The 12,441-nt window shown below is 72.4% G+C and carries 9 protein-coding genes and 1 pseudogene; 2 read left to right on the top strand and 8 right to left on the bottom strand.

What is annotated here, in order from left to right:
* Window positions 1–4: 4 nt before the first annotated feature.
* From ftsH to MOPEL_RS10110, 5 genes are all read right to left on the bottom strand, one after another.
* On the bottom strand, window positions 5–2,221 hold the full coding sequence (gene ftsH / locus MOPEL_RS10090; protein WP_009482803.1) for an ATP-dependent zinc metalloprotease FtsH: 2,217 nt from the start codon (window positions 2,219–2,221) through the stop codon (window positions 5–7).
* Between the two features lie 47 nt (window positions 2,222–2,268).
* Complete coding sequence (locus MOPEL_RS10095) at window positions 2,269–3,594, bottom strand: hemolysin family protein (protein WP_009482804.1); 1,326 nt, start codon at window positions 3,592–3,594, stop codon at window positions 2,269–2,271.
* 221 nt (window positions 3,595–3,815) lie between these two features.
* Complete coding sequence (ulaA, locus tag MOPEL_RS10100; RefSeq protein ID WP_009482805.1) at window positions 3,816–5,399, bottom strand: PTS ascorbate transporter subunit IIC; 1,584 nt, start codon at window positions 5,397–5,399, stop codon at window positions 3,816–3,818.
* 16 nt (window positions 5,400–5,415) lie between these two features.
* Entirely contained in the window at window positions 5,416–6,333 is a 918-nt protein-coding gene (locus tag MOPEL_RS10105; protein ID WP_009482806.1) for a PTS sugar transporter subunit IIAB, read from the bottom strand.
* Window positions 6,334–6,408: 75 nt separating this feature from the next.
* Window positions 6,409–7,233, bottom strand: a complete 825-nt coding sequence (locus MOPEL_RS10110; protein ID WP_009482807.1) for an SIR2 family NAD-dependent protein deacylase — start codon at window positions 7,231–7,233, stop codon at window positions 6,409–6,411.
* Window positions 7,234–7,338: 105 nt separating this feature from the next.
* On the opposite strand from MOPEL_RS10110, the gene MOPEL_RS10115 reads away from it, so the two are divergent.
* Entirely contained in the window at window positions 7,339–8,856 is a 1,518-nt protein-coding gene (locus MOPEL_RS10115; protein ID WP_009482808.1) for an MFS transporter, read from the top strand.
* Here the strand turns inward: MOPEL_RS10115 and MOPEL_RS16705 are convergent.
* Window positions 8,747–10,012, bottom strand: a complete 1,266-nt coding sequence (locus MOPEL_RS16705) for an MFS transporter (RefSeq protein ID WP_083841824.1) — start codon at window positions 10,010–10,012, stop codon at window positions 8,747–8,749. The genes MOPEL_RS10115 and MOPEL_RS16705 overlap by 110 nt on opposite strands.
* A gap of 134 nt (window positions 10,013–10,146) precedes the next feature.
* On the opposite strand from MOPEL_RS16705, the gene MOPEL_RS10125 reads away from it, so the two are divergent.
* Window positions 10,147–10,557: a hypothetical protein gene (locus tag MOPEL_RS10125; RefSeq protein ID WP_009482810.1), complete on the top strand. Its 411-nt coding sequence runs from the start codon at window positions 10,147–10,149 to the stop codon at window positions 10,555–10,557.
* 65 nt (window positions 10,558–10,622) lie between these two features.
* Here MOPEL_RS10125 and MOPEL_RS10130 read toward each other — a convergent pair whose 3' ends face one another.
* Both MOPEL_RS10130 and MOPEL_RS17730 read right to left on the bottom strand, forming a co-directional pair.
* Window positions 10,623–11,786, bottom strand: coding sequence for an aminotransferase class I/II-fold pyridoxal phosphate-dependent enzyme (locus MOPEL_RS10130; RefSeq protein WP_009482811.1), 1,164 nt, complete (start codon window positions 11,784–11,786; stop codon window positions 10,623–10,625).
* Window positions 11,783–12,441: pseudogene (locus tag MOPEL_RS17730) on the bottom strand (hypothetical protein); the annotation flags it as partial. The gene MOPEL_RS10130 and the pseudogene MOPEL_RS17730, both read right to left, overlap by 4 nt.

Consider the following 12,441-nt stretch of genomic DNA (forward strand, 5'->3'; position numbering starts at 1 on the left):
CGCCTCAGTCCGTCGGGCGGGCGGCGTGGGAGCCGCCGGTGTGCTCGTCCCACGGACGCGGGGCGGGTGCGGGGCCGTCGACCTGCGGGGGGGCCTCGCCGATCGTCGTGGCTTCGCCGGTGTGGACCTCGCCCGTCTGTGGGGCCTCGCCGGAGTCGGGGAACCGCGTCGGCTCGTCGACGCGGGTGGGGGCGGAGTCGCGCTCCGGAACCTCCGCGCTGCCCTGGATCGGGGAGGCGATCTCCTCGGGGCTCGGACGCTCGATGCCGGCCGCGGCGTACACCTCGGCCTCGTCGAGGGTCTCCTTCTCGAGCACGGCCGCGGTGATGCGTTCGAGCTTGTCGCGGTGCTCACGCAGCAGACGGACGGCCTCGCGGTAGCACTCGTCGACGATGCGGCGGACCTCCTCGTCGGCGCGGGCGAGGATGTCCTCGCTGAACCCGGCCGAGCGCGGATCGCCCTCGTTGGGGTAGATCTGCACCGGGCCGACGCTCTCGCTCATGCCCCACCGGCCCACCATGCTGCGGGCGATGTTCGTGCTCGAATCGAGGTCGGACTCCGCACCCGTCGTGATGACGCCGAAGATCAACTCCTCGGCCGCCATGCCACCGAGCGCACCGATGATGCGGCCGCGCAGGTACTCCTCGTCGTAGCCGTACCGGTCGTCGTCCGGCGTCGACAGCGTGACGCCGAGCGCCCGACCGCGCGGGATGATCGACACCTTGCGCACCGGGTCCGCGCCCGGCTGGAGCATGCCGAGGAGGGCGTGACCGGCCTCGTGGTACGCCGTGCGACGACGCTCCTCCGGCGGCATGACGACGTTGCGCGCCGCACCGAGCTGCACCTTCTCGAGCGCCTCGGAGAGGAAGGGCTGCGTCACGTCGTCCGCGCCCTGACGCGCGGCGGCGAGCGCGGCCTCGTTGACGAGGTTCGCGAGCTCCGCACCCGTCATGCCCGGCGTCGCCTTGGCGATCGCCGTGAGGTCGACGTCCTTGCCGAGCGGCACGCCGCGGGTGTGGACCTGGAGGATCTGCTCACGCCCCTTGGCGTCCGGCGCGTGCACCTGGATCGTGCGGTCGAACCGGCCCGGACGCAGCAGCGCCGGGTCGAGGACGTCGGCGCGGTTCGTCGCGGCGAGGACGACGACGCCCTCGCTGCCGGAGAATCCGTCCATCTCCGTGAGGATCTGGTTGAGCGTCTGCTCCCGCTCGTCGTGCCCACCCATCGCGCGCGACCCGCCGCGTGCGCGGCCGATCGTGTCGATCTCGTCGATGAAGATGATCGACGGGGCGACCTTGCGGGCCTCCTCGAACAGCTCGCGCACCCGCTGGGCACCGACGCCGACGATCATCTCGATGAACTCCGACGCGCTCGCGGAGAAGAACGGCACCTCGGCCTCACCGGCCGTGGCACGTGCGAGGAGCGTCTTACCGGTACCGGGCTGCCCGGCGAGCAGCACGCCCTTGGGCGCGCGAGCGCCGAGGCGGCGGTACTTGTCGGGGTTCTTGAGGAAGTCGACGATCTCGTAGATCTCGTTCTCGACCTCGTCGATGCCCGCGACGTCGTCGAACGTCACCCGCACCGACTCCGGATCGACCGGGGCCTTCTTCTTGTTGCCGCCCATGAGGCCGCCCGTCATCATCGACCGGCTCTTGCGGAGCACGAGGATCCACAGGCCGACGATGAGGAGGATCGGTCCGAACGAGATGAGCAGCGTCCAGAAGACGCTCGCCTCCTCGGCCACGGGCTTGGCACTGATCGTCGCGTTGCTCGCCTTGAGCATCGCGTCGATGTCGTCCTTGGCCCACGTGGGCCGTTCCGTCGTGAACGTCTTGTACGTGACGCCCTGCTCACCGGGATACGCCGCGTCGGCCCGGAGCGTGCCGTTGAAGGAGTCGCCCTTGCTCTGGACCTTCTCGACGTTCTTCGCCTGGAGCTGCTTGGTGAACTCGGTGTACGTGATCTCCCGCGGCGCGTTCGCGGCGTTCTGCATCTGCATCACGCCGAAGAGGAGCAGCCAGAGGAGGCCCATGACGAGCGCGAGCCACTTCCAGTTCGTGCCCTTCTTGGGGTCGCCCCCCTCCGGCATGCCCTCGGTGCGCCACGGCTTGGGCGCGGGCGAGTCGTCGCGGGTTCCGCGGCCGTCCTGACGCCGGGAGGCGCGCGGAGGCCCGTCGTCGCGACGACCGGGGTCGGTGGGGGGTGTGACCGAAGCTGGCATGAACGTCCTTCGTCCGATGGGGCGCGAGTCGCGCCCGTCTCGCGGTGTCAACGCGCGGGAGCGGCAGATCTTTCCCTGTTCGTGTCCTCAGTGTGCCGCCGCGCCTCGACGCGGTCGACCCGGCGTCCGTCGAGCTCGAGGACGCGGAGCGTGAGCGGCCCCCACTCGACCTCGTCGCCGACCTCCGGCAGCCGGCCGAGCAGATGCATGATGAGCCCGCCGAGGGTGTCGAACGGCCCCTCCGGCAGCTCGAGGCCGAGGATCTTCGTCGTCTCGGCCCGCCCGAGCAGACCGGAGACCTCCCGGCGGCCCGGGCGCACGACCCGCACCGGCTCGTCGGTGTGGTCGTACTCGTCCTCGATCTCGCCGACGAACTCCTCCATGACGTCCTCGAGGGTGACGATGCCGTCGGTGCCGCCGTACTCGTCGACGACGAGCGCGAGGTGGCTGCGGGTCTCCCGCATCTGCGCGAACGCCGCGAAGAGGGGCTTGCTGCCGGGGAGGACGAGGATCTCGCGGACGAGGTCGCCGACCCGCAGGGCGTCGCCGACGATCGTCTTCGACTCGTCGACGAGCAGGTCGCGGATGTGGAGGAACCCGAGGATGTCGTCGACGCCCTTGCCGGTGACGGGGTACCGCGACCGTTCGAGGGACTGGACGGCCTCGCGGGCGTCGGCGACGGGCATCTCGGCCTCGAGGAAGTCGACCTCGGTGCGCGGCGTCATGATCTCCGAGACGGTGCGCTCCCCCGCGGCGAGGATGTCGACGACCATGCCGCGCTCGTCCTCGCCGAGGTCCTCCTGCTCCGCGACGATCGAGCGCAGCTCCGCGGCGTCCATCGACTCCTTCTGCTCCTCGGGGTCGCGGCCGAGGAGTCGCATGACGACGTTCGTCGAGAGACCGAGGAACCAGATGACCGGGCGGAGGAAGCGGGCGATCGCGTCGAGCGGCCGGGCGACGACCAGCGCGAACGCCTCGGCGCTCTGCATCGCCAGCCGCTTGGGCACGAGTTCGCCGAGCACGAGGGAGAGATAGGAGATGAACAGGGTGACGACGACGAACGCCACCGTCGAGGCCGCACCCGCCGGAACCCCCCAACCGGCGAGGACCGGAACGACGTAGGGCGCGATCGTCGCGGCACCGAACGACGCGGAGAAGAAGCCCGCGAGGGTGACGCCCACCTGCACGGCGGAGAGGAACCGGTTGCTGTCCTGCGTGAGCCGCTGGACGACGACACCGGCACCACCCCGGTCGGCGAGCGCGTTGATCTGGCTCTCCCGCAACGAGACCAGTGCGATCTCGGAGGCCGAGAACACCCCTCCGAGGAGGATGAACACGAGCACGAGCGCCACGTTGACGAGGAGACCTTCCACGCCTCCATTGTGCGGGAGTCACCTGCGGGCCGATCGCTCCGCCCACCCCGGTGCGCCCGCGGGCCGCCGCGGGAGGTCGCGAAAGGTCGCAGGAGGTCACGCGACGCGGGAGCCGCCGACACCGGAGCCGACACCCGACGTCGACCCGCCGGGGATCCGGGCGGCCGGTCGCCCCGAGGGCGGTGACGGGAGCCGCGCAGGCCCCCGGTCACCGCGTCTCGTCAGTCGAGCGAGGCGGGCGGGGCGGGCGCGCCCTGCGGCGGAGCGACGCGCGGGAAATGACGTGCTCCGGCCGTGCCGGACCGCCCACGTGCCGCGGCACCCGCCGCACCGGCGGAGGCGCCGGTGCCCGACGCGGCGGACGTCGCCGTGTGGCGGGCGGGGGCCGGATCCCAGCCGTCGTCGACGGCACGACGCTGGACGAGGATCGCCGCGACGAGGATCACCACGCCGACGAGGGCGAGGATCGCGGCACCGGCGAGGCCGCCCGCGCGGGCGCCGACGCCGAGGAGGAGGCCGAACCACCCGAAGTCGGTGTCGCCGAACGTCGTGTTGGCGCCGCCGAAGTCGCCCATGACGAGCATGAGCAGCGAGGGGAGGAACGTGATGAGGAGGCCGTTGACGAACGCGCCGGCGACCGCGCCGCGGCGGCCGCCCGTCGCGTTGCCGTAGACGCCGGCGGCGCCGCCGGTGAAGAAGTGCGGCACGAGCCCGGGGAGGATGAGCGCGAGACCGAACACCGGGCCGAGCCACACACCGAGGAGGAACAGACCGGTGAGGCCGCCGACGAAGCTCGACAGGAACCCGATGAGCACGGCGTTCTGCGCATAGGGGAAGACGATCGGGGCGTCGAGGGCGGGGACGGCACCGGGCACGACCTTCTCGGCGATGCCCTGGAACGCGGGCACGAGCTCACCGAGGATCGTGCGCACGCCGAAGAGGATGACTGCGACGGAGATGCCGAACTGCAGGCCCTGCGTCACCGACTGCATGAGGTAGTTGCCGACGCCGGTGGCGCCGTCCGGGTAGGCGGCGTACGCCGCCTCCCGACCGGAGCGGAGGAGGAACGCCGTCGCGACGACGAGGTACATGACGACCATCGACAGGGCCGTCGCGACCATCGAGTCGCGGAGGAACCGGAGGCTCTCGGGGACCTTGACGTCCTCGGTCGACGGGCTCGTGCCGTGGGGGTCGACGAGGCGGCCCGTCGCACCGGCCGCGACGTACCCCGCCGTGCCGAAGTGGCCGATCGCGATGGAGTCGTCACCGGTGATCTTGCGGGTCCACGGATGCGCGAGGGCGGGCAGCGACACCATGAGCACGCCGAGCAGCACCGCGCCGAGGCCGACGGTGACGGCCGAGTTCATGCCCGCCGACATCATGACGACGGTGATGAGCGTCGCCATGAACAGCAGGTGGTGGCCGGTGAGGAACACGTACCGCAGCGGCGTGAACCGCGCGAGGACGAGCGCGACGACGAAGCCGAGGATCATGAGCCACGACACCTGCGCGCCGAACCGCTCCTGGACGATGCCGACGATCGCCTCGTTCGTCGGGACGACGCCGTGCGCGCCGAGGGCGCCCTGGATCATCACGCCGAGGGGTTCGAGGGAGGCGACGACGAGGCCGGCGCCCGCGCCGATGAGGAGGAACCCGAGGACGGCCTTGATCGCACTGCCGAGGACCTGCGAACCGGGGCGGTGCAGCGCCAGGAGACCGACGGCCGTGATCATGCCGACGAGATAGGCGGGCACCGACAGGACCTCGTTGACGAGGAACTGTGCGACGGAGACGAGGGGATTCATCGGAAGGCTCCTGGAGTCAGACCGCGTAGACGCGGCGGAGGGCGGCGTCGACCTGGGCGCGTGAGGTGAAGTCGTCGACCACCTCGACGGGGACGCCGACGTCGCCGAGGGCCTCGGCGATCGCGCCGGAGGTGAGGAGGACGTCGGCCTCCCCCGCCCGGCCGCGGGCGGAGATCGTGTCCGACGCCTCGACGCGCACGAACGGACCCCAACCCCACGCGTCGAGCACCTGCTCCAGCGTGTTCTTGAGGAAGAGGCTCGTGCCGAGCCCGTTGCCGCACACGGTGAGGATGAAACCCTTGCTCGGGACGGTCTCCTCGTCGTCGCCCTCGGTCGGCGTGGACGTGGCCGCGGACGTCGCGGTCGAGGGCGTGGCGGCAGAGACGGCGGCGGGGGTGGTCGGCGCGCGATCCGCGCCACCGGCCGCCCCATCCGAGGCGACGACGGGAGCGCCCGAGGTGGCCGGGGCACCGGTGGCGGAGGCGGGGTCGTCGCCGAGGGCCGCGCAGAGCTCCTCGGGCGTGCGGGCCTCGTCGAGTCGGCGGCGGCGGGCCGGGTCGCCGAGGAGGCGCGCGAGGGTGGCGAGCGCGTCCTGGTGGGCGTCGGCGTCGACCGCGGCGAGCGCGAGGACGAGGGTCACGGGGTCGTTCGTCTCGTGCCCGAACGCGCCGGGGTGGGCGAGGCGCACGAGGCTCATCCCCGTGCGGGTGACGGAGTCGTCGGGGCGGGAGTGCGCGAACGCGAATCCGGGGGCGACGACGATGTACGGGCCGTGCTCCTCGACGTTCGCGATCATCGCGCGGGTGTAGGAGTCGCCCGCGACGCCGGCGCGGACGAGGAGGTCACCGGCGGCGCGGATCGCGTCGTCGCGGTCGTGTGCGTCGACGTCGACGCGGACGCTGCCGGGGTCGACGAGGTCGACGAGTGAGGTCATGGCCCAACCCTTCTGAGGTCTCGCGGGGGGACGTCGTTCACCCTATGCCCGTCGGCCGCCGCGCCCGCCGGGTCCTCAGCGCGTGGCGAGTGCCTCGACGAGGGCGGGCAGCGCGGTCGCGGCGGTGGCGCGCCACACGTGGTCGACGCCCTCCGACAGCTCGGTGTCGGCGGGGTTGATCTCGACGACGGGGACGCCGTGGCCACGGGCGATGTCGGGTAGCGACGCGAAGGGGTACACGATGCCGGACGTGCCGACGACGAGGACGAGGTCGGTCTCGAGACAGGCGTCGACGGCGGCGTCGAACGCCCCCTCGGGGAGCATCTCGCCGAACCACACGACGCCGGGTCGTACGTACTCGCCGCACTCCTCGCACAGCGGCGGCTCGAGGCGCTGCACGGGCTCGGCGGGGATGTCGACCTCGCCGGTGTAGGGGGCGTCGCACATCGAGCACCGCACGGCGAAGAGGCTGCCGTGGACGTGGGCGAGGACGTCGCTGCCCGCCCGCTCGTGGAGGTCGTCGATGTTCTGGGTGGCGATGACGACTTCGGCGTCGCCCGCCGCGGCCCACTGCGCGAGGGCGCGGTGCCCGGCGTTCGGGTCGACGCCGCGGGCGAGGCCCATGCGCCACGCGTACCAGGCCCACACGAGCTCGGGGTCCTCGTCCCACCCCTTCGGGGAGGCGAGGGCGATCGGGTCGAACTCCTCCCACAGGCTCCCCTCGGCGCCGCGGAAGGTGGGGACGCCGCTCTCGGCCGACATGCCCGCCCCCGTAAGCACCGTGACCCGCCGGGCCGCGCGGGCGAGGTCGAGGATCTCCGGCGGCACGACCGGGTCCGTCGCCGCCTGCGAGGAGGTGTCGGAGGGGTGCTGATCGGCGGTGCGGGGCTCGGACGTCATGAAAACATCATGAACGCTCATGGGCGGGTCAAGAATCCCCCAGGCCTCGGTATGGACCTCCGTCCAGGACGACCGCCCGCCGACGAGGGCCCCTAGCGTCTGGGCATGCATCGGGGAGGTCGGGTCGCGCGCCCGCAGATCACGCCGAGCACGCTCTGGGTCTTCGTCGTCGTCTCCATCCTCTCCTTCGCCGGGACACGGCTCGCCGCGATCGCCGTGCCCTGGTACGTGCTCACCACGACGGGCAGCCCGACCCTCACCGGGGTCGTCGCGTTCGCCGAGCTCGCGCCGTACATCGTCGTCAAGGCGCTCGCCGGGCCGTTCATCGACCGTGCCGGGCCCGTGCGGGTCGCGCTCGTCGGTGACGCGGCGAGCGCATGCGCGATCGCAGGCGTCCCGCTGCTCCACGCCGCGGGGCTCCTCTCCTACCCGGCGCTCGTCGCGCTCGTCGCGATCGTGGGGATCCTCCGCGCGCCCGGCGACGGGGCGAAGACGACGCTCGTCCCCCTCGTCGCCCGCGCCTCCGGCTCCTCCCTCGAGAAGGTGAGCGGCGCCTACGGCGCGGTCGACCGGCTCGCCGCGACCCTCGGGGCGGCGTTCGGCGGGATCGTCGTCGCGGCCGTCGGCGGCGCGAGCGCCCTGTGGCTCACCGTCGCGACGCTCGCCCTCGACCTCGTCGTCCTCGCCCTCGTCCTCGGCCCCCGCCTCGCCGGTCACGACCTCGCGGCGTCGCCGGGAGCGCCCGCACCCGACACGGTGCCCCCGGCCCGCGCCTCCTACCTCGACGACCTCCGCGAGGGGTGGCGGTTCCTCCGCGGCGACGCGGTGCTCGTCGCCGTCGTCGTCATGCTCGCGTTCACGAACATGCTCGAGCAGGCGTTCGGCGTCGCGTTCGTGCCGATGTGGGCACTGCTCGGCGGGGGCGGTCCCCGGGCCATCGGGTCGCTCTTCGCCGTGAGCGCCCTGCTCTCCGTCGTCGGCGCCGTCGTCGCCGCCGTCGTCGGGGCGCGCCTGCCGCGTCGGCCCGTCTACGCCGTCGCCTACCTCCTCGTCGGCCTGCCCCGGTTCGCGATCCTCGCGGTCGACGTCCCGCTGCCGGTGACGATCGCCGTCCTCGCCGTCGGCGGGTTCGCCGCCGGGTTCATCAACCCGATCCTCGGCGCCGTCGTCGTCGAGCGGATCCCCGGCCCGCTCATGGGCCGCGTCAACACCCTCGCGATGGCCTGCGCGTGGGCGCTGCTCCCGTTCGGCGGGATCGTCGGCGGACTCCTCGTCACCGAGATCGGCCTGCCCCGCGCGCTGTGGGTCGCCGGTCTCGCCTACGTCGTCGTGACGATGGCCCCGACGCTGCTCCCGGCCTGGCGACAGATCGAGCGGCCCGCAGCCTCGAGCGACGCGGCCGACACGAACGGCGCCACCGAGAGCGACGACCCCGGGAACGACGGACTCGAGAGCGCCGGCGTGACGGACGACGGAGCCCCCGTGGACGGGACCTCCCCGACGGCCGCGCAGGTCACCCCCCCTCGCGCGGGGTCCGTGCCCGCCACGGCCGGCGACCGCCCGGGATCGTCTCCCGCGCGGGCAGCCAGGCGAGGGCGGCGAGCACCGTCACGCCACCGGTGATCGCGAACGCCGGCCCGAACCCGGCGGCGTCGGCGACGAGACCGGTGAGGAGCGGGCCGACGATCGTGCCCACGTCCTGCGACATCTGGAACCCGGCGAGAACCTTGCCGCCGTTGCGGCCGGAGCCGACGACGTCGGCGACCGTCGCCTGCTGGGCCGGGTTGAGCAGACCGGCGCCCATGCCCGCGACGGCGGAGAGGACGAAGAAGGGGGCGAGGGTGTCGGCGTAGCCGAGCATCACCGTCGCCGCCGCCGAGATGAGCAACCCGGCGACGAGGACGCGCTTGCGTCCCCGCTCGTCGACGAGCCGCCCCCCGGCCTGGAGGGCGAGGGCGTTGCCCGCCGCGAACACCGTGAGGGCGACACCCGCCGAGCCGACGCCGAGCGCGGGCACCGCCGCGGCGAACATCGGCAGCAGCGCGTTGCGGACGCCGAAGTTCGTCCACCCGTTGGCGAACCCGGAGACGAGCGCCGCGCGGTAGGCGCTGTCGCGCACGGCCTCCCGCACGGTCATCACCGGCAGCGGCGTCGAGCCGGGCGCCGGGCGCAGCGACGCGCCGCCGAGGAACCGCGCGACGACCGCGGCGGCGAGGAGCAGCGCCCCCGCGTAGAGGAAGAACGGCACCCGGAACCCGAACGGCGCGAGCGCACCGCCGAGCGCGGGTCCGAGGATGTTGCCCATGAGGAACGCCGTCGCGTAGTACCCCGAGACGCGTCCTCGGATCGCCGGCGGCGACAGCCGCACGATGAGCCCCATCGCGGCGACCGTGAACATCGTGGACCCCACACCGCCGAGACCGCGGAAGACGAGGAGCTGGGTGTACGTCTGCGCGAGGCCCGTGAGGAACGTCGACAGCGCGACGACGAGGAGACCCGCGACGTAGACGGGCCGCTCCCCGAACCGCGAGATGAGCGCGCCACCGCCGGGTGCGAACACGAGTCGCGCGAACGCGAACGCACTGACGATGAGCGACGCCGCCGTCACCCCGACGCCGAAGCTCCGGGCGTACTGCGGCAGGACGGGCGCGACGATGCCGAACCCCAACGCGATGACGAACGCCGCCGCGATGAGGACCTTGAGCTCGGCGGGGACGGTGGGCCGCCCCGATCGCGAGGACGCGTCGCCCGAGGTGGGGGATCCGGAAGGAGTCGTCATGGCCCGATCAGTATCCACCGCTCCCACGCACCCCTCTTCCCTTCCACGAATCTCGCACAGTGGCAACGGATTCGCTCAGGCGCGGCCCTCTCGGGCCGATGGGGTCGGCGACCGACACCACTGGGAGGCTGTCCATGCGGATCACCCCGACCACGGCGTCCACGGCACCCGCCGCGACGTCGCGCCTGGAGGCGCCGCCGCCCCCGCGCGCGTCGTTCTCCGTCCTCAACGACTTCCGTTACCTCACCGCGAGCGACAAGGACCTGCTCCGGCACGCCACCGGTGAGGTCGTCGAGCCGGGACTCATCGACCGTCGCGGCGAGGCGAGCGCGTTCACCCAGCAGCTCGCCCTCGACCGCCGTACCGGCGAGCTCGCCCCCAACCAGGAGGTGACGAGCGTCTACCTCCGCAACGCCGCCGCGGCGATGGAGGAGTTCGGTGCCGGACGCCCCGGGTTCACCAACCCCTACTCGGGCCCGACGTTCGACCGGGCCCTCGCCTGGCTCGATGCCCACGGCCGCACCCGCGCCGACATCCGCATGTGAGTCAGGGGCGCCTCACCGGTGATGCGGCCGGTGAGACGCCGACGACCCCGTGGCCGGTGGTTCGTTCACCCGCCGAAGAGACTCATCGCCGCGATGCGGTCGAACGCCTCGTCGATGCGGTCGCGGCCGACCGTCATCGCGAGTCGCAGGTAGCCCTCGCCGCAGTCGCCGAACGCGGGCCCCGGAAGGGTGAGGACGTGGGCCTCCTCGAAGATGCGGTCGGCGACCTCCGCGCTCGTGAGACCGGTGTCCTTGACGTTGACCCACAGGTAGATCGACCCGCCGGGCTCGAGGGCGCTCATGTTCGGCGTCTCGCAGACCCGCTCCCAGGCCCGCATGAGCCGCCCCCGGTAGAGATACATGATCGGCGGGACGATCTCGTGCCGCATCCGCAGGGCGTGCAGCGCCGCCCGCTGCGAGACCGACGGGGCCGTGAAGACGTTGTTCTCGTTGACGTCCTTCATCGCCCGGATCACCTCGGCCGGGCCGAGGGCGTACCCGATACGCCACCCCGTCATGACGAAGTCCTTCGACAAGGAGTTGAGCGTGATCGTGCGCTCGACCATGCCGGGGATCGTCACGAACGGCTCGAAGGGTTCGGCGTAGCTGAACGCCGTGTAGATCTCGTCCGCGACGACGACGAGGTCGTGCTCCTCGGCGAGACGCGCGATCTGCTCGGCGGTGCTCCGCTCGAGGCACGCCCCGGTCGGGTTGGCGGGGGTGTTGAGAACGATCGCGCGCGTCCGCTCCGTGATCGCGGCCTCGAGCGCCTCGGGACGCACCTGGTAGCCGTCCTCCTCGAGGGTGTCGACGACGACCGGTACGCCGCGGGCGAGGCGGATCTGATGTGGGTAGGGCGTGAAGTACGGCGCGAGGACGACGACCTCGTCGCCGTCGTCGAGGATCGTCTCGAGCGTGAGCCACATGCCGTGACACGCGCTCGTGGTGACCATGACGCCGGCCGGGTCGTGCTCGTGCCCGTGGTCCTCGACGTAGACGCGGAGGATCTCCTCGCGCAGCTCCGGGTCGCCGTAGGTGTCGGTGTAGTGCGTGTGCCCCCGCAGGGCGTCGGCCGTGGCCGCCTCGATGATGCGCGTGTCGGTCGTGAGCTCGGGGTCGCCGAGACTGAGGTTGACGACGTCCTCGAACCGCCCGGCCACCTCGACCGAGCTGCTCATCGGGGTGCTGGCCTGCCCGCGGTAACGGGTGGAGACGAACCGGTCGCTCATGCGTGCACCCCGTCCTTCGCGGCGTCGGCGGGCGGCAGGGCGTCGCCTGCGTCGACGTCGACGTTCGCGAGGTGCTTGTGCGGGTCGACGAGGGTGAACACGGTGTAGACGAGGACGCCGATCGCCATGCCGATCATGATCGGGTAGTTGCCCCCGATGGCCCAGTCGACGGCGGCCTCCTCCCCGAACATCGAGGCCGCCGTGCCCGACTCGCCGAACACCATCGTTCCGGCGACGCCGATCATGCTGAGGAGCAGCGCCCACAGGCCCGCCCGCGGCGACACGCGCCGGAGGAAGAACGCCGCGACGACGGGCACGAACACGCAGCCCGAGAGGAACCCGTACGCGAGGTCGAGGGCCTTGAAGATGTCCTCGATCGCGAGCGCGAGCCTGATGACGAGGGCGCCGATGACGAGGGCGATGCCCCGGTTGATCCACACGTCGCGGTCGGTGACGTGCCGTGCGTGAGGCGTGTGCGGCTCGCTCGGCTCGTGGTGACGTTCGACGGCGGAGGTGGAGAGCGCGGCACGGTCGTCGGCGGCGGCCTCGACGCCGGACGTGCGCTGACCACGGACGAGACGCAGGTAGAGGTCGTTGTAGATGACGGTGGAGCAGGCGAGGATCGTGCCCGTGCGCGCGATGCGCTCGTTCCGGG

The organism is Mobilicoccus pelagius NBRC 104925 (assembly GCF_000247995.1).
Classification (GTDB): domain Bacteria; phylum Actinomycetota; class Actinomycetes; order Actinomycetales; family Dermatophilaceae; genus Mobilicoccus; species Mobilicoccus pelagius.